Genomic DNA, 22,649 nt, shown 5'->3' on the forward strand with positions numbered 1-22,649 from the left:
AGGGGCGGTCTGGCGAGAAGTCGATTGGAGAGGAGCCGACTGGTGAGACTGCTGACTACTCTGCTGTTGCTGTCTAGCCTGAGCTGTATGGCTGCGCCCCCGCCACGACTGGTGGTGCTGGCGCCGCATCTGGTCGAGCAGTTATATAACATCGATGCCGGCAAAATGATTGTCGGAACCGTCGAACACGCCGATTATCCGGTTGCTGCCAGTAAAATCCCAAGGGTTGGCAACTATGCCGGTCTGCAACTGGAAAAAATTCTGGCATTAAAACCGGATCTGGTACTGTACTGGCAAAGCGGCAGTCCGGCGGCCGACATCAGCCGCCTACAAAGCCTTGGCATCCGCACTGTCGCCTTTGAAGCCAAAACGCTGGACGATATTGCCACTGATTTACTTCACCTTGGCGAATTAACCGGTCAGCCGCAACAGGCTAAGCAGCTTGCGGCTGAGTTTCGACAACGCCTAAGCATACTGCGCCAGCAATACCAGCAACAAACTGCAGTGACAGTATTTTATGAGTTGTGGGATGAGCCCTTATCAACCATAGGGCCGAATGCCTGGCCTATGCAGGCGCTGAGCCTGTGCGGCGGTAAAAATATCTTTGCTGACGCCAGCAGCGCTTATCCGCAGGTCAGTGCCGAAGCGCTGCTGCAACGTCAGCCGCAGCTGATCCTGCAGCCAACCTCCAACACTGAAGCCAGACGCCTGACTGACTTCCCACAGCGTTTCGCTAGCTTGCGGGCAGTTCAGCTGAATCAACTGGCAAAGCCCAACGCCGATTTATTACACAGAGCCACGCTCAGGACCCTGGATGGCGTCGCTGAACTCTGCCAGATGCTGGCCAAAAGCCGCGCCTTTTACGCCGATAAGGCAGCGCAACACTAGTGTTTAGCGACAGGCGTAAGTCGCCAGCGCTTTCTGTACTGCGACTATATTGCTGTCTTTACTAAAGGTTTTGCGAATGGGGTCGTTGGTGCTGCTCAGCCAAATCAGCAACTCGGATTCAAGGTCAAAGTGACCTTTGGTTTCTGCCGAAAACCGCACAATGGAGCGGTAAGGCACTGACATATATTCTTTTTTCGAACCAGTAATACCCTGTTTATCAATCAGAATTAAGCGTTTGTTGGTAAACACGATAATATCGCGCAGCACTTTAAACGCCTGTTCAGCCTGCTCGCCGTCGGCGAGAAATGCTGCCAGCTCCGCTTCCACATCGGCCAATTCGACTGCGCCGGCATTGCCTAATAACCCACTGAATAATCCCATCATCACTCCGATTTTGTTGCGCCGCCCTTGCGACTACGCGCTTATTGCGTCGCCAGCATAGAGTCCGCAGCTGTTGCTGACAAGTCTGGCGCTTTAATCTGCTCGGGCAGCAACTGACTGGCCGCCACAACTCCAGCCAACCAGGCATTTTCAACCCGGCCGCCGAAACTCCAATCACCTGCAACGACGAGCCGCTGCGCAGGCTCGCTCAGCACGCCGGGTGGCGTCAATTCAGCATTGTAACTGGCGTATAACCAGCGATGACAAAGCGCGGAAGTGACCTGCAGTTTCTGACCAACAATCTGGCTAAATGCTTGCTCAGCAACAGCAGCTACCTCCCCGGGCGTGGCTTCTAGCAACTGTAAACTGCTCGCAGCATTCAGGTGCAACACCCAATGTTCTGATAAAGCCGGACGTCCTGGTTTAGCGTTGTGGCGAGCGCACCAACTCAAGGCGCCTGACTTGCCGAAAATTCCCACAGCCGGGTGTGTCACCGGCTCTGCGAGTTCTATCGCCACAGCCCAACATGGTAGCAGCAGGTCAGCCGGGAGCTGCTCAGCAAGCGGATTTGTCACCAGTAGTTTGCGGCATTGCTCAGGCGGACAAGTCAGCAGCAGCGCATCAAAACCGGCATAGCTGGCGCCATCGGCGGTACTGACAGTCCATTCACCACATTGCTGACTGCTAAAACTACTTTGACTGTAACTCAATTCCGTCACCTGACAGCTGTAGTGCTGCACCAAAGTGCCAAGCTGTGAGCGCAGCATCTGATGCATCGCAGGCGCACCGACATAACGAATGGCGGCATCATCCGAAGGTAACAACAATCCATGCTGCCAGACATGCGGCGCGAACACCCAGCGCTGCACCAAACCTTGTTGCTGCCATTGCCGGACCTGGTGCAAAAACCACGGATGGCGCGCGGTGAAATACTGCGCCCCCATATCAAGCTGCAAATAACCGCCGTTGGCACCATCCAGCTGCAACCGTTTGGACGACATACGCCCACCCGGGCCACGGCCTTTGTCAAACACCGTAACTTCAGCGCCGGCGTCCGCCAAAGCGCTGGCGGCAGTGGCGCCGGTCATGCCTGCACCGATGATAGCAACCCGCATATTTTTCTCCCTGTTTTACATCTGTTGGCCTGCTTTGTCGTATTAGACTACGCTATCGGGCAACAGGCAGATTGGTATAAGGAATCAAGATGACACAACTGGCAACTTTTGCAGGCGGATGTTTTTGGTGTATTGAAGCGGCGTTTGCCCGGGTTCAGGGCGTTTCGCAGGTTGTCAGCGGTTATATGGGCGGCAGCAGTGCCACCGCTAACTACCGCGCCGTTTGTACCGGCACCACCGGCCATGCCGAGGTTGTGCAGCTGCAGTTTGATCCGGCACAGGTCAGTTTCGAACTATTACTGGAGATGTTTTTTCAGCTGCATGACCCCACCACATTAAACCGCCAGGGCAATGATGTCGGCACGCAGTACCGCTCGGAAATTTTTGTCCACGATGAGACGCAGTTACAAGCAGCACAGCAATTTATTGCCAGCAAGCAGCATGGGTACAGCGCACCCATCGTCACCGCCATCAGCCGCGCCAGCACCTTTTATCCGGCAGAAGCCTATCATCAGGATTATTTCAGCCAAAATCCACAGCAGCCATATTGTGCGTATTTAATTGCACCAAAGCTGGCGAAATTCAGCGATATGTTTAAGGAAAAGCTAAGAATTGAAACACTCACTGAATAACGCTAAAACAAAAACCACCTGCATGCAGGTGGTTTCGTTTTCAGTTTAATCAGAATTGCGCAATCTGAATGCCAAACATCAGCTCCAGCCCAGCCTGACGATAACCATAATCAGTCTGATAGGTACGATTGAGCAAGTTATCTACTTTCAGTTGCAGGCGGATTTGCGAGTCCCATTGATAGGTCGTGCCAAGCCCAAACAGTACCACAGAAGCCAGATCCGGCACCGGCGTGCCAAAGTTATCACCGGAGAAAGTCCGCGATCGGAAATGGGTATTCATGCCCCAAGTCCAGCGTTCAAACGCATAGTCCAGCTGCAGATTGGCCTGATGTTTTGGCCGTTTACTCAGTTGCTGCTTTTTCACCACATCCCGGGCGTTCAGCCAGGTGTAGTTAAAAGCGACATCCACCTCAGCCACGCGCAGGCTCTGACTAAATTCAACGCCTTCAAACTGCGCCAGTTCGACATTTTCCAGCAACTGATTTTTGCGTTGAATGAGGTTGGTCAAATCGCGCTTAAACAACACCAGACTGCTTTGATACACACCATCGACATAATCAAGGCCAACTTCGCGAGCCAGCGATTCCTCCGGTTTTAGCGTTGGATTGCTAAAACCAGGCCAGTACAAATCGTTAAAGGTCGGTACTTTATACCCTGTGCCCTGACCGACCCGCAGCTGCAGCGTTTTACTCAGCTGATATCCAGCACCGAGTTCATAGCTGTTTTCGCCGCCGTAGCCACTGACCTGATCCCGTCGGCCGGTCCCATCAAATAACCAATCCCCCAGTTGCACACTGAAACCGGCAAAGCCTGCACTGTTCGTGCGACTGTCACTGACAAACTGAGTGCCGCTCTTGCGTACTTCTTCCTGATACCAGTTGCCGCCGATTAAAACGTTGATGCCTGAAGCGAGGGCAAACTGGCTTTGTGCATCGGCTTCATCACGCTGAGTGCGAAACAGACTGTCGGCAGCTTTATTGCCATAGTTCAGGTCGTCATCGAGGTTATGCGCCAGCTTCAGCTGATGAGCGCCACCAAAGCCGTTGCCCTGCCACTGCAGTTGGTGCATGTCCTGCCGCATTTCTGCTTCATCGCCGCCCCAACTGTTGTCATATTCGTAAACGCCATCATTGACCTGAGACTGCCATTGCCACAAACCAAACTGGTTATCCAGCTCAGCACCAGCTTTGACATAAGTCTGCTCAAAACCGTCCCGATCCGGGTCGCCATTCACAGTGGCGTTAAAACCGTCGGCCATGGCGGTGCCGACAGAACCAAAGACCCTGAGGTTGTCCAGCTGCTGACTACCCGCCAGATTAGCTTCGGTATGTTTATGGCTGCCGGCTTTGGCATTAAAGGTCAGATGCTCACTGCGACGGCTGGTAATAGCGATCACGCCGCCGAGCGCATCGGAACCATAAAGCGCCGCTTTCGGACCGCGGATAATTTCAATTTTTTCAATTTGTTCCAGTGGCACCATCGCTAATGACTGATATCCCAGCGTGGCAGCACCAATGCGCACGCCGTCAAGCAGCACCAGCGTATGTCCGCTTTTACCACCGCGGATAAAGATGCTGCTGGTCTGACCGCGGCCACCCTGACGTAATACAGTCACACCCGGGACTTGCTGCAGCAGCGCCGGCAAATCTCGTACCTGCGCGGCTTCAATTTCCACGCGGTCTAACACTGTTACACTGGCATTGACGTCACTGACCGGTTTGGCCTGACGGCTGGCGTAAACTGAGATATGTTCCAGATCGGTAGGTGATGATTGCGCTAAAACATTGGTATGGGTAAAGACGCCGGCCACCGCGATGGCCAGTAATGAAAATTTCGACATATTGACTCCACTGCACATGCCCGCCGCATGTGGTTGGTTGATGAAATTTTCAGGCCGGTCTCCGGGCTGATCCTGTTGTCAGAAAATGACAACGCCAGGTCCCTTCCCATCCTAAGACAGTGGTGGCGTGGCGCGCAGTGTCAGAGTAAAACTCACCAACACAGCACAGAATTTACCGTTGCGGGGGCAGCGCTGGATTTGGCCTTGCGGCGGACACCAGCTTCCCGTTTCACTGCGAACTAACGCAGCACCTGAAAAAGCGCGCTCAGTGTAACGGGGACATTCAGAAAGTCAACGAATTTAGAAATCCAGACGGCTAAGACAAGAGTTGAGCAGCCTGCTTTTCACAGAAAAACAGGCTATTGAGAAAATGGTTTAGTCGCGGAAATTCTGATATTGCAGTGGCTGGCCTAAATCCGTGGCGCGTAATAACGCGATAGCTTCCTGCAAATCATCGCGTTTTTTACCGGTGATCCGCACTTCATCGCCCTGAATAGACGCCTGCACTTTCAGTTTGCTGTCTTTAACCAAAGCGACGATTTTCTTCGCCAGATCTTTTTCGACACCTTGTTTCACAGTTAACTGCTGGCTGCAGGTTTTGCCGGAGAACTCCACTTTACCGGATTCAAAAGAACGGATATCCAGACCGCGTTTGATGGCTTTGTTAAAAAACAAATCTTTCATCTGGCTTAACTGCGGTTCTGCTTCTGCTTTCATGGTGACTGTCGTCTCTTTGACGCTGAATTCAGCCTGCACTCCACGAAAATCAAACCGGGTTGCCAGTTCACGGTTGGCGTTATCCACGGCATTTAGCACTTCCTGCGCGTCCGCTTTAGAAACAATGTCAAATGATGGCATGTGGCGCTCCTCTTTTTATGCAAACCATGCAAATTTTACGGCTGGCGATTATAGCGCCACGCACCGTATAATCCGAGCATCTTGGTACAATTTCAGGTGTTTTTTCTTGCTCCCTCTGCAAAAACCGCTAGCGATCTCTTTGTTTCTGTTGCTGTTATCTATTGCGACCTATGGTTTTTTAAAAGATGTCAGCGGCATTCCGTCTGGTTGGATGCCAAATGACAAAGTGATGCATCTGCTGGTGTTTTTCGCCCTGACGCTAAGTTTTATGCAAGCTTTCGTGCGACCGTTCTGGCAATGTTTGATACTGCTAGCCCTCTATGGCGCTTTGATCGAAGTCGCTCAGGCCACTTTCACCAGTCGGATGGGTGACCCACTCGACTGGTTGGCTGACGTGGCCGGTATAATTCTCGCGGCCGCCCTGACCCGTCTGCTACCCGCCGGCTGGTTTCGCCGTGACTTGGCATGAACGTCGCAAACACCGTCACCGCTATTGTCGGTCAGGGCGCCATCGGTCTGCTGGCTGCCAGTCAGCTGGCGCTGCACCAGTGCCCTTTTCACTTGCTGCTGCGTCAGCCGCAGAGTAACAGTCTGGTACTGAATTTTCGTCAGCAACAGCAAGACTATCCCCTGCTGCTGAATTGCCAGCCACCAGAACAGCCAATCACACTGTTGTTGGTGCCTGTAAAAGCCTTTTCGGTGCAGAGTGCTCTGCAGCAATGGCTACCGCTGTGCGCAGCTGATGCTGATATTGTGTTGTGCCACAATGGCATGGGTACGCTGGCAATGGCGCAGCAGCAACTGTTGCCAAAGCAAAAGCTCTGGTTTGCCAGTACGACACATGGCGCACTGAAATCCGGCCCCCATCAGCTTGAGCATACCGGCATCGGCCGCACAATACTCGGGCCTGTCAATGATGTTGCAAAAAATGCGGTGGCGCCTGCTACGCTGCTCAATGCGGCGTTAGGCCCGGTAGAGGTTGTCACGGATATCTTGCCGGTGCTGTGGCAAAAGCTGGCAATCAACGCCGTGATTAATCCGCTGACCGCTTTGCTGATGGTGAAAAATGGTGAACTGACCAAACCGCAGTACCGTGCCCACATAGACCAGCTGGTGGTAGAGTTTTGTAAGGTTGCATGGACGCAAGGCCAGCGGTTTGATGCACTTTCCCTGCTACAGACTGTCCTCAGCGTCGCTGCCAATACCGCCGGCAATTACTCGTCGATGCAACAAGACCGGGCGCTGCAGCGCCCGGACGAGTTGGAATTTATCACAGGATTTTTATTAAGAACGGCGGCAGAGGCCGGTATTGCGATCCCGGCGCATCAGCAGCTGTACCAGCAACTGCGCGCGGTCAAACCGGCCTGAGCCAGGTATTAAAGCGAAAAGCTTAAGCTTTTTTGTAGACACCGACATTCTGGTAGCCCTGCTCTTTGAGCAACAAGGCCTGCAACCGGCTCATCACGCCGCGGTCACAGTACAGGTAATATTGTTTACTCTGGTCAAGGCCGGCAAACTGGCTGGCAATGCGGAAAAACGGTAATTCCTGTACCTGATGACTGTCGAGCTGCAGCGGGTGTAAGTCCGTTTCATCCGGCGCCCGTACATCCAGCACTATCGCATCCGACGGCAACACCGATTCAGTCGCCACAGTAGTCAGTTGTTGCTCGGCCTGATATTCCACAGTGCGTATATCCAGCACTTTGGCCTCTTGACTGACTTTGTCGAGAATACTGAAATCGAACTGCTGCTCCGCGGCCAATACATCGGTCAGTACCGCGTTAATGGTCGGGCTGCGCGAGATCACACCGCAATATTCCGGCATGGTTTTGGCCATATCCTCCACGCCGATGGCGCGGGCGATATCGATAATTTCTTGTTTATCCTGATAAATCAGCGGACGCAGGATCAAAGTATCGGTCACCCGGTCAATCACGTTCAGATTGACGATGGTCTGGCTTGCCACCTGACCGATACTTTCACCGGTCACCACCGCTTTAACATTTAGGCTCTCGGCCACAACGGCAGCAGAGCGCATCATCATGCGCTTTAACACGACGCCCATCAGGCCGGACGGAATGCGGCTTAAAATCTCATCGACCACAGGCGCGAAATCCACCGAGACAAATTTTACTTTGTGCGACAGGCTGTATTTTTGCCAGATATAAAACGCCATTTGCCGCACGCCGGTTTCATGCGCCGCACCGCCTAAATTAAAGAACAGGAAATGAGTACGTAAGCCTTTGCGGATCATCAGGTAACTGGCGACTGCCGAGTCAAAACCGCCAGAGATCAACGACAGCACATCGCCCTGGCTTGGCAGCGGAAATCCGCCCATGCCCTGATAAATGCGTTTTTTCATGATGAGATTGTCGCGACGGATCTCTAGCTGAACCGAGACGTCCGGGTTTTTCAATTGTACCCGAGCCGTTGGGATATGCTGATTCAGGCCGCCGCCGATGTAACGCTCGGCATCCAGTGAGCTAAAACTATGGTCACCGCTGCGCCGTACCCGCACGACAAAACTTTTGCCGCTCAGTTCGTCGCGATAGAGCGCCAACACTTGTTCAAATATATGATGCAGCGAATCAAAACTTGCTGACTGCATTTCAGCAAACTGCACTATGCCTGGAATACACTGCAGATGCTCAGCCATTTGCTGACGCAGCTTTTCATCATCTTTGTCGAGCCGCACGGTCAGATGGTCATACAAATTGTGCACTTCGACTGCAGGGTCCAACCGCAACAGAATGGTTTTAATATTCTGTTCCAGCAACATCGTCTGGCGTTTACGCACCGACTTGCTCTTGATGGAGATCTCTGGATGCAGTTTGACAATAAATTCAATCATGGGAACACCGGACAAAAAAACGGGCGCTGATTATACAGCGCCCTCAGTGCAAGTGCGACAACAGTATTTAAGGCTGCTTCACAGGAGCCGGCTGTGCCGGCGGCTGTTTCAGTTGAATAGGTTCAGACTCTTTGGCTTTACCCTGCAGAATCGAAATTTCCACCCGGCGATTGCGTTTGCGATTCTGTTCAGTGTCATTGTCAACCAGCGGCCGGGTGTCGGCATGCCCCACCACCACCAGCCGGTTTTTATCCATACCGGTACCATTTAACAGTTCCACCGCCACCGATACGGCACGTTTGGACGACAACTCCCAGTTATTGCTGTTCAGTTCATCCGACACCTGGTCATTGTCAGTATGACCAGACACTGTCACTTCGCCTGGGATATCACGCAAAATCGCGCCAATTTGCTGGATAATCGGTTTAAACCGTGGCTGCAGGAAAGTCGAACCTGAAGGAAAAGAACCGTTTTCCTTGATGCGGATGATAATTTGCTGGCCGAGCGATTCGAGTTCGATAGCGCCGTCCTGAATTTGTTCCTGCATCATTTCAGCAACTTTTTTTGCCAGCTCATTGGTTTGTTCCTGGTCCTGCGCACTATTTTCGCTGGCTGCGGAAGACATGGCATCGGTATTTTGTGAAGCGCCGCCGGTCTGCTCGCCGCGTTGCTCCTGCACACCACCGGACGAATCTTCCTGACCAGCCTGGAATTCGATGGTTTGCTGAGTCATGTCGATAGTTTGTTGCTGGATGGTGTCGATAGGGGTCGGCTCTGGCCGGCCAGGACGAAACTCCATGGCAATGACGCTGGTGCCTTTGGGGATGTCTTTCACTTCGATTTTATTTTGCACACCGAAAGCAAAGGCCATAGAACCGGCTATTTGCTTGAATTTTTGCACGTCCATTTCTGAAAATGACAACAACAATACAAAGAAACACATCAGCAGCGACATCAGGTCGGCGAAGGTTCCCATGTATGCAGGTAAACCAGGGGGTGGGCATTTCGGACATTCAGCCATAAGCTGTTAACCCTCTTCTGTCTTCACGGCGCGTTTTTTCGCCATCAGGTAATTGCGCAGCATACCCTCAATGACTTTCGGGTTTTGGCCATCCTGAATGCCCATCACCGCATCCAAAATCAGCAGATGGTTGTTTTTTTCTTCTTCATTGCGGATAGCCATTTTGTCCGCTAATGGCATAAACAAGCAGTTAGCCTGTACTGCGCCATACAAAGTAGTTAACAACGCCACCGCCATTGCGGGCCCGATAGCTTTCGGATCAGACATATTTGCCAACATTGCCACCAGACCGATTAAAGTCCCGATCATGCCCATTGCCGGACCAAGATCACCTAATTGCTTGAAGATTGAGATGTAAATACCGTGGCGGTTATAGGACAGGTCGATATCTTTTTCCAGCGTGGCCCGGACTACATCCGCATCATGGCCATCTACCAGCATATTGATACCCTTTTGCATGAATTCGTTGGGGATCTCTGCCTCTTCCAACGCCAAAAACCCCCCTTTACGAGCGGTATCAGCCAGTTGAACAGCTTTTTCAATTAACTCTTCGGGCGATTCCATCTTGAATAGAAAGGCCTTACCGATTGCCTTTCCAGAACCCGCAAGTTGACCCAAAGTGAACTTCATAAATACGACAGTGAAGCTGCCGCCAAACACGATAACAATCGATACGAAGTCATAAAACATCATCAGATTGCCGGAGGCGCTTAAATACATCGCCCACACCATCATACCAATAGTTGCAAGTAATCCTATGACGGTTGCTAAATCCACTTCTCATCTCCTGCCGAATCAGAAAAAACTGATGTAATCATGCTAGCTTAACGCGATCTATCGACCAAGCTTCGGACAATGTTAAATTTTTTTCTGATTGGAGGCAAAATTAGTACTATCCGGGGCCTTTCTGATTGACCGGTGCCGGTGCCTGAGGTAACTTTGCGCTCAAATTAAGGTGGGGACCGCTATGAGCAAAAAGCAGGCAGAAAGTGCTCAGTTTGAGGACAATATCCGAGAACTGACAGAAATAGTCCGGCAACTGGAGCAAGGTGAATTATCACTGGAACAGGCTCTGGCGTTTTTTGAACGTGGTGTTGTGTTGACCCGCCTCAGTCAACAACAACTGCAGGCAGCCGAACAAAAAGTTCAGCTACTGGTGCAACAGGCGCAAGGTGAACAACTGGTTCCCTTCCAGACCGACAGCGGAGTCTGATCCTGATGTTAGCCAATCTCGCTGCTGACCAGCATAGAGTCGGTCAGCTGCTGTTATCGCATTTTTCCGGCATGCCCCTGACAGACCCACGGTTACATCAGGCTATGCAATACAGTCTGCTGCTTGGCGGCAAAAGACTGCGGCCTTTTCTGGTTTATAGCGTAGGACGGATGCTTGGCGCTACCCCAGCCGACCTGGATGGCCCGGCTATGGCAATTGAGTGCCTTCATACCTATTCGCTTATCCACGATGATTTACCGGCAATGGATGACGACGACCTGCGCCGTGGTCAGCCAACGTGCCACAAAGCCTTTGACGAAGCCACTGCCATTTTGGCGGGTGACGCGCTGCAAACACTGGCGTTTGAGCTGCTAACCCAACATCCTTATCAGGCCGTAAGCGTCGAGCGGCAGTTGCAACTGGTGCGAGAACTGGCTCGTCAGTCAGGCTATCTGGGCATGTGTGGCGGTCAGGCAATTGATTTGGCGCACACCAACAAAACCATGACGCTGACTGCGCTGGAACAGATGCATCAGCTCAAAACCGGGGCTTTAATTTGTTGTGCCGTCCAGTTGGGCTGGTTGTGCAGCCCGGACCAAAACCCGCAGCACCTGCAGGCGTTATTGCAATACGCCCGCGCTATCGGGCTGGCCTTTCAGGTGCAGGATGATATTCTGGATATCGAAGGCGATACCGCCACACTTGGCAAGCCACAAGGCTCTGATCTGGAAGCCAACAAAGTGACGTATCCAGCGCTGCTTGGCCTTACTGCAGCCAAACAAAAAGCGGCGGATTTAGTGGCAGAAGCCCATCAGGCACTGCACAGTTTACCTTATGACACGACCGAACTGGCGGAACTTGCCAGTTATGTTATTGCACGCAAATTCTGAGCAAGGTTATTTTCATGGCGCCTGACATTTCCAACTATCCGCTGCTGGCTAAAGCCAATCTGCCCGCTGATTTGCGGCAAATTCCGCAGGACCAGCTGCCGCGCCTGAGCCACGAATTACGGGATTATCTGCTGCACTGTGTCAGCCAGAGCAGCGGGCATTTTGCCTCAGGTCTTGGTGCAATCGAACTGACCGTTGCCCTGCACTACGTCTACAATACGCCGTTCGACCGGCTGATTTGGGACGTCGGCCATCAGGCTTATCCGCATAAGATTCTGACCGGCCGGCGCGAACGCATGCCGACCATCCGTCAGCTCGACGGCTTACACCCTTTTCCGTGCCGGGAAGAGAGCGAATACGACACGCTGACGGTGGGGCACTCTTCAACATCGATCAGTGCTGCGCTCGGTATGGCGATTGCCGCCCGTGCTGAACAGAAAAACCGCAAAGTGGTAGCGGTGATTGGCGATGGCGCTATTACGGCCGGTATGGCGTTTGAAGCGCTGAACCATGCCGGTGAAGTCAGGCCGGATATGCTGGTGATTTTAAACGACAACGAAATGTCGATATCGGAAAACGTCGGGGCGTTAAACCGTTATTTCGCCCGCATTTTATCCGGTAATTTCTACACCAGCCTGCGCGAAGGCGGTAAGAAAATTCTAAGCGGCGTGCCGCCGCTGCATGAACTGGCCAGTCGCGCTGAAGAGCATTTTAAAGGCATGGTCACACCCGGCACATTCTTTGAAGAGCTGGGTTTTAACTATATCGGCCCTATCGATGGCCACGACGTGCTGAATCTGGTCGACACCATCCGCAATATGCGTCAGATGAAAGGCCCACAGCTGTTACATATAGTCACGAAAAAAGGCAAGGGTTACGCGCCGGCAGAACAAGACCCTATCGGCTGGCACGCGGTCAGTAAATTCGACCCGGCGAGCCAGATGCAGCCGAAAAAAGCTGCCAGCCCAAGTTTTTCCAATATTTTTGGCAATTGGTTATGTGATATGGCGGCGCAAGACAAGCAGCTGCATGCCATCACACCAGCGATGCGCGAGGGCTCGGATTTAGTCCGGTTCTCCAAAACCTATCCGGAACGCTATTACGACGTTGCTATCGCTGAGCAACACGCAGTGACATTGGCGGCGGGTCTTGCTACAGAAGGCTTAAAGCCGGTGGTCGCGATTTATTCGAGCTTTTTACAGCGTGGCTATGATCAGCTGATCCATGACGTCGCCTTACAAAATCTGGATGTAACCTTTGCCATCGACCGGGCTGGCATTGTCGGCGCTGATGGCGCGACGCATCAGGGCGCTTTTGATTTGAGTTATCTGCGCTGCGTACCAAATTTACTGATTATGGCGCCGTCGGATGAAAACGAATGCCGGCAAATGCTTTATACCGCTTATCAGCACAAAGGCCCTGCCGCTGTACGCTACCCTCGCGGCTCAGCGACCGGCGTCACGCCTGATGCGCAAATGACTACCCTGCCTGTCGGCAAAGGCCGCGTGGTGCGTTCCGGCGCTAAGATCGCCATCCTGGCCTTTGGGACGCTGCTGCAACATGCAACCAAAGTTGCCGAAACCCTGGATGCCACGTTAGTCGATATGCGATTTGTTAAACCGCTGGACTTGGCTTTACTACAACACTTAAGCAGCGATCATCAGTACTTCGTCACACTTGAAGACAACGCCATTGCCGGTGGTGCCGGTTCCGGTGTCAACGAAGCGGTTGCTGCGCTGCAGTTACCGGTACAGTTGTTGAATCTGGGCCTGCCCGACCATTTTATCCGACACGGCACGCAGGAACAGCTGTATGCCGAACTGGGGCTCGACAGCGTCGGCATCGAGCAAAGTATTCGCCGCCATTGCCTGCGTTAAAGCAAAAAGCCCGGTGATCAGATGACCGGGCTTTTTTCTGTCGTTAATTTTGGTTCGCTATTGGATTTTTTATTGGAGTATTGGGTCCGGCGTGCGGCCGCTGCTCAGTTCAAACCATGCCACGCCATCGGCTAACAACTTCTCAATCTGAGCTTCAATATGATCAGAATCTTCAAATTCAAACGCATCCACCTGACGGTCGAACTGAATAGTGGCAACACCGTTGCGGCCGTTATGTTTGACGTGGAATAAAGCGAGCTCCGCCAACTGCAGCGAAATTTCCCAGCCAATCAGTTGCCCACCCAGGAGTTCAAGCGGATAAATGGCATAGCCGACCGAACATTGCACTGCTACAGCCCGTCCGTCGGGCAGCACAAAAGCTTCGCTGCCGACCAGCTCATTCAGCCGGCAGGCAAATTCCCGCACCATATCGAGCGGAATATCGCGCAGTACCAGCATAAATTCCTCACCGGCATATCGCACCACGTAGTCTGAGCCGCGGGTTTCGCGGATTAACAAGCCGCTGACCTGCTGCAAGATACTGTCGCCGGCACTGTTTCCAAACTTATCGTTGATTAATTTGAAGTTATCCAAATCAAGCTGCATCAATGCAATGCACTTGTTTTGCGCCAACATCGATTCACGGTTGCGCTGATAATGTTCGATATCTTTCGGCAGTTGCTCGAACAGAAACCGCCGGTTGCGCAGGCCGGTCAGCGCGTCTTTGTGGGTTAACTGCGACAACTGCTCGTTCAGTTCATTTAAGCGGATATTCGAGGTTTCCAGCTCCTGAGTGCGCAGTTTCACCAGCTTGGTTAACTCCGCTTCACGCAGTTGCACGTTACGCCGTGCCAGCCAGAACAGACCATAGAGTACAAATAACCCTAGTAACAACCACAAACCGCGATACATCACAGTTTCATCAAAACGCCTTGGGATCACCAGCTCCAGCTCAGTTTGCCCAGCAACTTCCCAACTTTGATTCAGGTTGCGGGCCTGCAGGCGGAACTGATAGCGCCCGGCTGGCAGGTTGGTGTAAATCGCATCACGCCGGCCTGCGGCCAGGTGCCAATCCTGGTCAAATCCAACCAGCCGATAACGAAATTCCAGCGCCATCGGTTTTAAAAAATCAACGGCGGTGTAACGGATAGAGAAATTGCGTTCATCTGTTTCCAGCACCAGCCGATTTTGTTCAGGCAACAGGCTATAACTTTTCTGCGCCAGAACCTGCTGCACCATGGGTTTGTAGCTCTGGCTGCTGCTCGCTTTAAGTTTCACCGGCACTGCCACCAGGCCTTTTAACGTCGGATACCAAAGCTGCTCCTGCCAAAGCGCCACTTTGCTGGCGCCGGAGCCATTACAGCAACGCCCGGGCGCTGTGCCAAGCTGACGCTCATAAGGCGTCAGCACTTCTTCAAACAGATTGCGCCCCGATGGACTATCGCTGAGTTGTTGTGGCAAAAAGCGAAAAATCCCTTTGAGCGTGCTGACCCAGACATAACCCGAAACTGTATCCTGATACAGGCTGACCACAGGTTCAAATGGCAAACCACTGGCGGTATCAAACTGCAGCCATTTGCCGTCAAACTGCCGGACAAAAAGGCCATCATCGACAGTGCCGACCACCAGCGGGCCTTGCGGCAACTGCAACATAGTGGTGACAAATGCATTGTAGAGCGGCGTCCCTAACCCTATCCGCAGCAGCTTGTCCTGCTGATACTGATAAGCGCCCCGCGTGGTGCCGATTAGTAATTTATCCGGATTGTCCTGCACAAAGGTAATGACGCTCGATTCAAGATCGTGATTGAGCGGAAACGGCATCAGCGCGTCCTGATAGACAAATAAACCATCGTTGGTGCCTAGCCAGAAGCCACCCGCCTGCCGTTTTTTTACCGTTTTGGTTTTGACGCCACGTAAGTCTTCTGTCAATGGGCTTAGCAGGCCGTCACTCACGCGCAGGCGTTTGGGCCCATTGTCGGTCGCCAGCAGCCAGCTGTCGCCGTCCGGCTCAAAATCCTGCACTACATTCAGCGGCACATCACCCTGTAAAGTGATTTCGGTGTAACGCTGAGTTTTGTCCAACACGCCAAGGCGCTGGCTTGAAGCAATCAGTAACTGGTCGTCAGCGGTGCGCACCACACTGCGCACCATTACATCCTGCTGACCCTGACCTATCACCCGTTTGATTTTGCCGCGGCTGACGCGATATAAGCCATCACCGAAGCTGCCAAGCCAGACGTTCTGCTGCGCGTCTTCAAAAATGTCGTTAAATTGCGTTGCACTGCCGAGTTCATCCCGACTAATCACTTGCCAGTCCTGTTGCTGGTGACGATAAAACAACTTGTCGTAACTCGATACCCAGCTGCCATTCTGGCTGTCCTGATACAGCTGGTACACCGGTGTCCCCCGCTCCAGCGGCAACTGCGCCGGACGAATGCCGCCAGTGTCTTCGACACGGTAATACCCCTGTTCACTGGCCAGATACATCACACCGTCATGCCAGAGCAAATCGTAAATGGGATGTTGGGCTAAATCGGCAGGTAAGCTGATTTTATCGAGCTGACCGTTGCGGGCCAGTTTATACAGATATTTACTGCTGCTGACCCAGACGTGCTCTGCAGAAACCGCAATTTGGCTGACCGGCTCTTTAATTTCTTCAACCCGGCTGACCTGACCGTCCCGCACACGAAACAGGTTGTCGGCGGCCACCCAAATCTCACGTTCGCCAACTTCAGCAATAGCCGTCACTTCACCGAGAATGTTGTAGCGGTCAAACTTCAGCTCCCGGCTGTTCAAGCCCGACAAGCCGGTCATAGTGCCAACCCAGATATAGCCCTGGCTGTCGGTATAAAGACGGGTGATCACGTTGCCAATGAGTTGGCGGCGGGTATTGATGCTGCTGAAGCTTTCAAAATGGCTGCCGTCAAAGCGGTTCAGCCCTTCCAGCGTACCAACCCACAAATAACCTTGCTGGTCCTGAGTGACAGCTCGGACTGAGTTGTTAGACAAACCGTCAACGGCTGTCCATTGCTTAATATCGTAATCATAAATGGATTGTGTGGCAGGCTCAGCCGCCAGCACTGAATGGCTGGCGAACAAGCAAAAAAGCAGAAGAAAACAGAATCGTTTCAGAAACATAGCAACCTGTGAACCGTGAAGACGGAGCTTACAGCGCTAACGATACACCATGCAGTAAGCAACAAGCCAGCACTCCGGCGACTATGTCGTCTGCCATCACACCAAGACCGCCAGTGACATGCTGGTCAAAAAAGCGTACCGGCCATGGTTTGACAATATCCAGCAGCCGAAACAGACAAAAACCTGCCAGCAGCCATGGCCACTCCACAGGCAAAGCCCACATGGTCAAGCCAAAACCCACCACTTCGTCGATAACGATACCGCCATGATCTTCGACACCTAAATCGCGGCTGGTGATTTCACTGACATAAACCCCCAGCACCGTCAGCGCAACCAGCAACAATGCCGACCACAGCAGCGGTAGTTGCGCCAGCACGAACACTAACGGCAAAGCCGCCGCAGTACCAAAGGTACCGGGCGCCACCGGCGCCAGGCCTGAACCAAAGCCTGTCGCCACAATGTGTTGCCAGCGGCGCAGATTAAAGGGTTGTTTTTTCATCAGAAATGCTGATATCCGCTGTGCTGATAGTTAAATGGTTGATCCAGATGACGTAGTTCCAGTTTACCGGTCGCGCCGGTAATGCGGCCAATACAAGTAACAGGCACCCCATAAGGCGACAATAACACTTCAAGGGAACCACGTTTATCTTCCGGCACTGTAAACAGCAGTTCGTAATCCTCACCGCCGGATAACGCGAACTGCAACGCCTGTTGCCAGTCGCAGCTGTCTTTCAATGCCTGCGACATCGGGATTTTCGCCACATCGACAATAGCACCAGCGTTTGAACGTTTCAGGATATGCGGTAAGTCACCGCATAAACCATCTGAAATATCCATACAACTGCTGGCGATAGTGCGTAGCGCCTGCCCTATCGCCACCCGGGCTGTTGGATAATGAAAACGCTGCAAAATATGACCGCGATGTTTTTTGCTGACCTCTGCTTTGCCTTGCTCCACCTGCAAACCAAAAGCTGCGTCGCCTAAAGTGCCGGTCACATAGATATAATCACCGGTTTTGGCGCCGGCGCGGCTCAGGGTTTTGCCCCGCGGCACTATGCCTTTGGCGCATAACGTCAAAGTCAATGGTCCTCGGGTGGTATCACCACCAACCAACTGGCAATTGTAATAATCGGCGGTTTCACTCAGGCCTTCGGCAAAGGCCTTCAGCCATGCATCATCAACCGCCGGCAGCGTCAGCCCCAGCGACAACCAGCAAGGCTCGGCCCCCATAGCTGCCAGATCGCTGACGTTGACTGCGACCAGTTTGTGGCCGAGTGAGCGCGGGTCGACATCAGGGAAAAAGTGCACGCCTTGCACCATAGTGTCAGTAGTCACGACCAAATCAAAACCGTCGCGGACCTGGATCACGGCGCCATCATCGCCGACGCCAATACTGACGTCATTACGCCGATAGCCGGAGCGGGCAAAACATTGTTCTATCAGTTCAAACTCGTGCATAAAAAAGCCGACTTTCGCCGGCTCTCCATCAGTTTGGTCGCAGTAGCCTGACTGCTTTATCGAGGATGCCGTTGACAAATTTATGACTGTCATCGGCGGCGAAGGCTTTGGCGAGTTCAATCGCTTCGTTGATCACCACTTTGTAGGGCACATCAGGACGGAACTTCAGTTCATAAGCCGACACCCGCAGGATGGCTTTTTCTACCAAATCAATTTCTTCAAACGGACGTTCAACAAACGGCTTTAATGCATCGTCCAGTACGTTCAGATTGACTACGACACCGCGCAATAAATCCTGAAAAAATCCAACATCCAGATGTTTGGTATTTTGTTCCAGCAACAATTGTTGCTCGATATCACCTATCGGATTCTTGCTGACCTGCCAGCTATAAATCCCTTGAACAGCCAGTGAACGGGACTGACGACGTACATTCGGTTTCATGCAAAAATCCTAGAGTTGAGCCAGAACGTTGACCATTTCCAGCGCAGAAGACGCAGCTTCCCCGCCTTTATTGCCCATTTTGGTACCGGCCCGTTCGATAGCCTGCTCGATACTTTCGACCGTCAGCACGCCAAAAGACACCGGTAAACCGTATTGCATCATGACCTGCGCAATACCTTTGGTGCATTCACCGGCAACGTATTCAAAGTGTGGAGTACCACCGCGGATCACTGCACCCAGTGCGATGATGGCATCATATTGTTTGCTGGCAGCGACTTTTTGCACTGCCAGTGGTAATTCAAAAGCACCAGGGATCCGCACGACCGTAATATCGGCGTCGTCGACATTACCGACGCGCTTTAAGGTATCTACGGCACCGTCGAGCAGACTTTCGACGATAAAGCTGTTAAAACGCGCCACGACGATGGCAAACTTTTTTCCTTTGGCGGACAAGCCAGCTTCAATCACCTGCATCGGAGATCCTCTTTTATGAAGTACTTTGTGAAAAAGGCCGCATATGATAGCACAAGTGCGGCCTTTGCCATCCTGCTTTTATTCAGCTTATTCTGAAACGTAATCGACCACTTCCAGACCAAAACCGGACAAGGCGTGATAACGCTTCGGTTGACTGAGTAAGCGCATTTTTTTCACGCCAAGACTGGCCAGAATTTGTGAGCCCACGCCGACATTGCGGCTGGTACCTTTCCAGGCTGCAGCTCTGGGTTTTTCACCGCGGTCTTCTGCAGCAAAATATTCCACAGTGCGGATTAAATCGTCGGTAGATTCCTGTTTACCTAATAGCACCAGCACACCGCCCTCTTGCTGAATACGTTCCATCGCGCACTGCAGCGAAAAACTGCGATTTGCGCCACGGTTGGACAACAGCAAATCGCTGAACGTGTCGTGCAGATGCACCCGTACCAGGGTAGGCTGCTCTGCGTTGATCTCGCCTTTAACCAGCGCAAAATGCAGCTGATTGTCGATGGTGTCACGGAATGTCACCAGCTCAAAATCACCAGCCGCAGTGGGCAAATTGCAGCGCGCGACCTGCTCAATGGTCGTTTCATTTAAATTGCGGTATTCGATTAAGTCGGCAATTGTGCCGATTTTGATGCCATGCTTGGCGGCAAATTTTTCTAAATCCGGCCGGCGTGACATAGTCCCGTCTTCGTTAAGGATTTCGACAATCATCGCGGCCGGTTCAAGGCCTGCTAACCGGGCTAAATCACAACCTGCTTCGGTATGACCTGCCCGCACTAATACACCACCATCCTGCGCCATCAATGGGAAGATATGACCCGGCTGCACAATGTCCGCAGGTTTGGCATCGCGCGCCACAGCGGCTTTGACGGTACGGGCACGGTCGGCGGCTGAAATACCGGTGGTGACGCCTTCCGCCGCTTCAATTGACACGGTAAAAGCAGTGGAAAATGGCGACTTGTTTTTATCAACCATTAACTGTAAATCGAGTTGCTTGCAGCGCTGGCGTGTCAGCGTCAGACAAATCAGGCCACGGCCATGCGTCGCCATAAAATTGACCGCATCCGGCGTGACGTATTCGGCAGCCATCACCAAATCGCCTTCGTTTTCACGGTCCTCGTCATCCATCAGGATCACCATTTTGCCGTTACGGATATCATCGATAATTTCGGCTGGGGTATTTAATTGCATCTCAAATCCTCGGGTACAGGGTTTAATCTTGCCGATCAGGGCAAGACTCAGAGAAAACCGCTTTGTTGTAATAAGTTCATGGTGACAGTGGATGCAGGTGCAGTCTGCTGCCGGCCTTGCAATAAGCGTTCGAGATAGCGGGCCAGCAAATCTACTTCGAGATGGACTTTGCTGCCGGCTTTAAGCTGCTGGATTGTGGTTTCACGAGCGGTATGCGGCACGATTGTAAGCCGAAAACCATCACTGGTTAATTCATTGACCGTGAGGCTCACCCCATCAATAGTCACTGAGCCTTTTTCGGCGATATACCGACTAAGCTCCGGCGGCGACTGCAGATAAATTTGCCAGCTCTGGCCGGTTTTCTCGACTTGACTGACCAGCGCAATCCCATCCACATGGCCGCTGACCAGATGGCCGCCTAACCGCGTAGTGGGCAACAAGGCTTTTTCCAGATTAATGCGCTGGCCGGTTTGATAACTGCCAAACAGCGTGCGGCTTAAAGTTTCGCCTGACACGTCAGCGCTGAAACTGTTGGCACCGAGCATAGTGACTGTCAGGCAGACGCCATTGCTGGCGATACTGTCGCCTAATTTAACGTCGGAAAAATCCAGCGTGTCACTGTGAATAGTGAGCCTGGCATCCTGGCCGCTACGCTGAATAACGCTGATTTGGCCCGTTGCTTCAATAATGCCGGTAAACATAATGCTTCCTCAGCGTTTTGGCTTTGTGTTGGTATTAAATGATGCGGTGAGCCGCAGATCGTCACCTATCCGGCGTACATCCTGCCACTGCCAACGCGGCGCTTGTTGCAGCGAACTGAGGCCACCGGCCTTCAACATCGGCTTTGCGTCCGCCCCCAATAACATCGGCGCCTGGTACAGTACCAGTTCGTTGATGAGATGTTGCTGCCAGAATGAAGTTGCCAGTGTGCTACCTGCCTCGACCCACAAAGTATTAATCGGATAATCGGCTAAGGCCTGTAATAAAGCTCCGAGATCAAACTGCCCCACTGCATCAAGTCCGAGCCGCAACCGACTGACTTTTGCAACAGCGGCCGGCACAAGTTCAGGCCACTCGTCGGCGGGGCCGGCGTGACAGAGCAGAATATCGCCGCCTTGCTGAAACAGTGGTTCAGCGCCAGTCAGACGACAACGACGGTCCAAAATCACCCGAAGAGGCTGGCGTAATTGGCCCTGCTCTAACGGCGTGACAGCTACCGAGCGCACGTTTAATAGGGCTTTGTCCATTTTGACTGTTTCAGCAGTCGAGAGAATGGCGCAACTTTGCGCCCGCCAGAGTTGCACATCTTCACGGGCAGCGGCTCCGGTCAGCCATTGGCTTTCACCATTGGCAAGCGCCACTTTGCCGTCTGTGCTGCAGGCTAGCTTCAGTTGCACGTAAGGTAGTTTTGTCCGCATTTTGTGCAAAAAGCCCGGATTCAGCGCTTCCGCCTGCGTGTCCAACAAGCCAACATCGACCTGAATGCCGGCTGCGCTGAGCCGCTCGACGCCAGTGCCTGCCACTTTAGGATTTGGGTCCAGCATGGCCACAACCACCCGTTCTAATCCGGCAGCAATTAAAGCATCGGCGCACGGCGGGGTGCGGCCAAAATGGCTGCAGGGTTCCAGTGTGACATAAGCGGTGGCGCCTTTTGCGGCATCAGCGGCCTGACGTAATGCAAAAACCTCGGCATGCGGCCCGCCAGCCTGACGATGATAACCTTCCCCTACGACCTCGCCATCTTTGACAATGACACAGCCAACGTTCGGATTAGGCGGCGTGGTGAAGCGCCCGAGAAAGGCAAGCTCAAAGGCCCGCTGCATAAATTGATGATCGGACTCTGAAAATGCCGTCATGTCGGATCGTCTCCTAGCCGGGCAATTTCTTCGCCAAATTCACGAATATCTTTAAAGGAACGATATACAGAGGCAAAACGCACATAGGCGACTTTATCCAGCAACAGCAATTGTTCCATGATTAAATGACCAATCATTTCACTTTGCACTTCGCGCTCGCCGGTTGCCCGCAGCTGGGATTCGACTTTGCTGATCAGCGATTCAATATCTTCAGTCGGAACCGGCCGTTTTTCCAGCGAACGCTGCAGGCCACTGCGCAGTTTGTCTTCATTGTAGGGTTCACGTGAGCCATCACGCTTGATGATCCGGGGCATCACCAGTTCAGCGGCTTCAAAGGTGGTAAAACGTTCGTGGCAGGCAGTACATTCCCGCCGCCGTCTGACCTGATAACCATCGGCAACCAGACGGGAGTCGATAACTTTGGTATCGTCCGCCCGGCAAAAAGGACAAAACACTGGCCTTCTCCTGAAAAAACAATGGCCGCGAAAGGCGGCCATCATATCACTTCAGCCTGACGG

23 protein-coding genes and 1 riboswitch are annotated in these 22,649 nt (G+C 52.6%); of the genes, 7 read left to right on the top strand and 16 right to left on the bottom strand.

Annotated elements, in window-relative coordinates; translation table 11 throughout:
- Nucleotides 1-42: 42 nt before the first annotated feature.
- Nucleotides 43-888: a cobalamin-binding protein gene (locus Q399_RS0103290; protein WP_051685700.1), complete on the top strand. Its 846-nt coding sequence runs from the start codon at nucleotides 43-45 to the stop codon at nucleotides 886-888.
- Nucleotides 889-891: 3 nt separating this feature from the next.
- On the opposite strand, the gene Q399_RS0103295 is transcribed toward Q399_RS0103290, so the two are convergent.
- Both Q399_RS0103295 and Q399_RS0103300 read right to left on the bottom strand, forming a co-directional pair.
- Entirely contained in the window at nucleotides 892-1,269 is a 378-nt protein-coding gene (locus Q399_RS0103295) for a PH domain-containing protein (protein WP_031565475.1), read from the bottom strand.
- Nucleotides 1,270-1,310: 41 nt separating this feature from the next.
- Nucleotides 1,311-2,384, bottom strand: a complete 1,074-nt coding sequence (locus Q399_RS0103300) for an NAD(P)/FAD-dependent oxidoreductase (protein WP_051685701.1) — start codon at nucleotides 2,382-2,384, stop codon at nucleotides 1,311-1,313.
- Between the two features lie 89 nt (nucleotides 2,385-2,473).
- Here Q399_RS0103300 and msrA point away from each other — a divergent pair, with 89 nt between their 5' ends.
- Nucleotides 2,474-3,016 (top strand): peptide-methionine (S)-S-oxide reductase MsrA, encoded by a 543-nt coding sequence (msrA, locus tag Q399_RS0103305; RefSeq protein ID WP_031565480.1) that lies wholly within the window; start codon nucleotides 2,474-2,476, stop codon nucleotides 3,014-3,016.
- A 49-nt stretch (nucleotides 3,017-3,065) separates the two neighbouring features.
- On the opposite strand, the gene Q399_RS0103310 is transcribed toward msrA, so the two are convergent.
- Together Q399_RS0103310 and Q399_RS0103315 are read right to left on the bottom strand one after the other, a co-directional pair.
- Complete coding sequence (locus Q399_RS0103310) at nucleotides 3,066-4,856, bottom strand: TonB-dependent receptor domain-containing protein (protein WP_051685702.1); 1,791 nt, start codon at nucleotides 4,854-4,856, stop codon at nucleotides 3,066-3,068.
- Nucleotides 4,857-4,891: 35 nt separating this feature from the next.
- A riboswitch (cobalamin riboswitch) is annotated at nucleotides 4,892-5,126 on the bottom strand.
- 105 nt (nucleotides 5,127-5,231) lie between these two features.
- Nucleotides 5,232-5,714 carry a YajQ family cyclic di-GMP-binding protein gene (locus Q399_RS0103315; RefSeq protein ID WP_031565485.1) on the bottom strand — a complete coding sequence of 161 codons (483 nt, stop codon included), beginning with the start codon at nucleotides 5,712-5,714 and terminating at the stop codon, nucleotides 5,232-5,234.
- Nucleotides 5,715-5,820: 106 nt separating this feature from the next.
- On the opposite strand from Q399_RS0103315, the gene Q399_RS22005 reads away from it, so the two are divergent.
- Both Q399_RS22005 and Q399_RS0103325 read left to right on the top strand, forming a co-directional pair.
- Complete coding sequence (locus Q399_RS22005; RefSeq protein WP_037045508.1) at nucleotides 5,821-6,183, top strand: VanZ family protein; 363 nt, start codon at nucleotides 5,821-5,823, stop codon at nucleotides 6,181-6,183.
- Nucleotides 6,180-7,082, top strand: a complete 903-nt coding sequence (locus tag Q399_RS0103325) for a ketopantoate reductase family protein (protein ID WP_031565489.1) — start codon at nucleotides 6,180-6,182, stop codon at nucleotides 7,080-7,082. The genes Q399_RS22005 and Q399_RS0103325 overlap by 4 nt, the downstream gene beginning before the upstream one ends.
- Nucleotides 7,083-7,104: 22 nt before the next feature.
- Here the strand turns inward: Q399_RS0103325 and thiI are convergent, their stop codons facing one another.
- The 3 genes from thiI to pomA form a co-directional block, all read right to left on the bottom strand.
- Nucleotides 7,105-8,565 carry a tRNA uracil 4-sulfurtransferase ThiI gene (gene thiI / locus Q399_RS0103330; protein ID WP_031565493.1) on the bottom strand — a complete coding sequence of 487 codons (1,461 nt, stop codon included), beginning with the start codon at nucleotides 8,563-8,565 and terminating at the stop codon, nucleotides 7,105-7,107.
- 67 nt (nucleotides 8,566-8,632) lie between these two features.
- Nucleotides 8,633-9,586, bottom strand: coding sequence for a flagellar motor protein MotB (locus Q399_RS0103335; protein WP_031565495.1), 954 nt, complete (start codon nucleotides 9,584-9,586; stop codon nucleotides 8,633-8,635).
- Between the two features lie 6 nt (nucleotides 9,587-9,592).
- Complete coding sequence (gene pomA / locus Q399_RS0103340; protein ID WP_031565497.1) at nucleotides 9,593-10,363, bottom strand: flagellar motor protein PomA; 771 nt, start codon at nucleotides 10,361-10,363, stop codon at nucleotides 9,593-9,595.
- 190 nt (nucleotides 10,364-10,553) lie between these two features.
- Here pomA and Q399_RS0103345 point away from each other — a divergent pair, with 190 nt between their 5' ends.
- The 3 genes from Q399_RS0103345 to dxs are packed head-to-tail and all read left to right on the top strand — an operon-like array spanning nucleotide 10,554 to nucleotide 13,566.
- Nucleotides 10,554-10,799 (top strand): exodeoxyribonuclease VII small subunit, encoded by a 246-nt coding sequence (locus Q399_RS0103345; protein WP_031565500.1) that lies wholly within the window; start codon nucleotides 10,554-10,556, stop codon nucleotides 10,797-10,799.
- Between the two features lie 5 nt (nucleotides 10,800-10,804).
- Entirely contained in the window at nucleotides 10,805-11,689 is an 885-nt protein-coding gene (ispA, locus tag Q399_RS0103350; protein ID WP_031565504.1) for a (2E,6E)-farnesyl diphosphate synthase, read from the top strand.
- Nucleotides 11,690-11,703: 14 nt separating this feature from the next.
- Entirely contained in the window at nucleotides 11,704-13,566 is a 1,863-nt protein-coding gene (gene dxs, locus Q399_RS0103355) for a 1-deoxy-D-xylulose-5-phosphate synthase (RefSeq protein WP_031565507.1), read from the top strand.
- 69 nt (nucleotides 13,567-13,635) lie between these two features.
- Here the strand turns inward: dxs and Q399_RS0103360 are convergent, their stop codons facing one another.
- From Q399_RS0103360 to nrdR, 9 genes are all read right to left on the bottom strand, one after another.
- Nucleotides 13,636-16,575, bottom strand: coding sequence for a ligand-binding sensor domain-containing diguanylate cyclase (locus Q399_RS0103360; protein ID WP_245612816.1), 2,940 nt, complete (start codon nucleotides 16,573-16,575; stop codon nucleotides 13,636-13,638).
- A gap of 157 nt (nucleotides 16,576-16,732) precedes the next feature.
- A complete protein-coding gene (locus tag Q399_RS0103365) occupies nucleotides 16,733-17,203 on the bottom strand; it encodes a phosphatidylglycerophosphatase A family protein (RefSeq protein ID WP_031565511.1) in 471 nt (156 codons plus the stop codon).
- Entirely contained in the window at nucleotides 17,203-18,162 is a 960-nt protein-coding gene (thiL, locus tag Q399_RS0103370) for a thiamine-phosphate kinase (RefSeq protein WP_031565512.1), read from the bottom strand. Before thiL ends, Q399_RS0103365 begins: the two co-directional genes overlap by 1 nt.
- Nucleotides 18,163-18,190: 28 nt before the next feature.
- The gene (gene nusB / locus Q399_RS0103375; protein ID WP_031565515.1) at nucleotides 18,191-18,604 is read right to left on the bottom strand and encodes a transcription antitermination factor NusB; all 414 of its coding nucleotides are present in this window, start codon (nucleotides 18,602-18,604) and stop codon (nucleotides 18,191-18,193) included.
- A gap of 9 nt (nucleotides 18,605-18,613) precedes the next feature.
- Nucleotides 18,614-19,078 carry a 6,7-dimethyl-8-ribityllumazine synthase gene (ribH, locus tag Q399_RS0103380; RefSeq protein ID WP_031565517.1) on the bottom strand — a complete coding sequence of 155 codons (465 nt, stop codon included), beginning with the start codon at nucleotides 19,076-19,078 and terminating at the stop codon, nucleotides 18,614-18,616.
- Between the two features lie 87 nt (nucleotides 19,079-19,165).
- Nucleotides 19,166-20,275 (bottom strand): bifunctional 3,4-dihydroxy-2-butanone-4-phosphate synthase/GTP cyclohydrolase II, encoded by a 1,110-nt coding sequence (ribBA, locus tag Q399_RS0103385; protein WP_031565520.1) that lies wholly within the window; start codon nucleotides 20,273-20,275, stop codon nucleotides 19,166-19,168.
- Nucleotides 20,276-20,322: 47 nt separating this feature from the next.
- A complete protein-coding gene (locus Q399_RS0103390) occupies nucleotides 20,323-20,976 on the bottom strand; it encodes a riboflavin synthase (RefSeq protein ID WP_031565522.1) in 654 nt (217 codons plus the stop codon).
- Nucleotides 20,977-20,985: 9 nt separating this feature from the next.
- Nucleotides 20,986-22,131, bottom strand: a complete 1,146-nt coding sequence (gene ribD, locus Q399_RS0103395; RefSeq protein WP_031565525.1) for a bifunctional diaminohydroxyphosphoribosylaminopyrimidine deaminase/5-amino-6-(5-phosphoribosylamino)uracil reductase RibD — start codon at nucleotides 22,129-22,131, stop codon at nucleotides 20,986-20,988.
- Complete coding sequence (gene nrdR, locus Q399_RS0103400) at nucleotides 22,128-22,586, bottom strand: transcriptional regulator NrdR (RefSeq protein ID WP_031565527.1); 459 nt, start codon at nucleotides 22,584-22,586, stop codon at nucleotides 22,128-22,130. The genes ribD and nrdR overlap by 4 nt, the downstream gene beginning before the upstream one ends.
- Nucleotides 22,587-22,649: the final 63 nt, after the last annotated feature.

Source organism: Rheinheimera texasensis DSM 17496 (assembly GCF_000711985.1).
GTDB lineage: Bacteria > Pseudomonadota > Gammaproteobacteria > Enterobacterales > Alteromonadaceae > Pararheinheimera > Pararheinheimera texasensis.

Coding starts and splice junctions, on each gene's coding strand:
- ribBA (WP_031565520.1), bottom strand. CDS start 20,275: ATGCAATTAAATACCCCAGCCGAAATTATCGATGATATCCGTAACGGC.
- Q399_RS0103295 (WP_031565475.1), bottom strand. CDS start 1,269: ATGGGATTATTCAGTGGGTTATTAGGCAATGCCGGCGCAGTCGAATTG.
- dxs (WP_031565507.1), top strand. CDS start 11,704: ATGGCGCCTGACATTTCCAACTATCCGCTGCTGGCTAAAGCCAATCTG.
- Q399_RS0103325 (WP_031565489.1), top strand. CDS start 6,180: ATGAACGTCGCAAACACCGTCACCGCTATTGTCGGTCAGGGCGCCATC.
- thiL (WP_031565512.1), bottom strand. CDS start 18,162: ATGCACGAGTTTGAACTGATAGAACAATGTTTTGCCCGCTCCGGCTAT.
- Q399_RS0103315 (WP_031565485.1), bottom strand. CDS start 5,714: ATGCCATCATTTGACATTGTTTCTAAAGCGGACGCGCAGGAAGTGCTA.
- Q399_RS0103345 (WP_031565500.1), top strand. CDS start 10,554: ATGAGCAAAAAGCAGGCAGAAAGTGCTCAGTTTGAGGACAATATCCGA.
- Q399_RS0103365 (WP_031565511.1), bottom strand. CDS start 17,203: ATGAAAAAACAACCCTTTAATCTGCGCCGCTGGCAACACATTGTGGCG.
- Q399_RS0103335 (WP_031565495.1), bottom strand. CDS start 9,586: ATGGCTGAATGTCCGAAATGCCCACCCCCTGGTTTACCTGCATACATG.
- ribH (WP_031565517.1), bottom strand. CDS start 19,078: ATGCAGGTGATTGAAGCTGGCTTGTCCGCCAAAGGAAAAAAGTTTGCC.
- ispA (WP_031565504.1), top strand. CDS start 10,805: ATGTTAGCCAATCTCGCTGCTGACCAGCATAGAGTCGGTCAGCTGCTG.
- Q399_RS0103300 (WP_051685701.1), bottom strand. CDS start 2,384: ATGCGGGTTGCTATCATCGGTGCAGGCATGACCGGCGCCACTGCCGCC.
- msrA (WP_031565480.1), top strand. CDS start 2,474: ATGACACAACTGGCAACTTTTGCAGGCGGATGTTTTTGGTGTATTGAA.
- Q399_RS0103390 (WP_031565522.1), bottom strand. CDS start 20,976: ATGTTTACCGGCATTATTGAAGCAACGGGCCAAATCAGCGTTATTCAG.
- Q399_RS0103310 (WP_051685702.1), bottom strand. CDS start 4,856: ATGTCGAAATTTTCATTACTGGCCATCGCGGTGGCCGGCGTCTTTACC.
- thiI (WP_031565493.1), bottom strand. CDS start 8,565: ATGATTGAATTTATTGTCAAACTGCATCCAGAGATCTCCATCAAGAGC.
- nusB (WP_031565515.1), bottom strand. CDS start 18,604: ATGAAACCGAATGTACGTCGTCAGTCCCGTTCACTGGCTGTTCAAGGG.
- ribD (WP_031565525.1), bottom strand. CDS start 22,131: ATGACGGCATTTTCAGAGTCCGATCATCAATTTATGCAGCGGGCCTTT.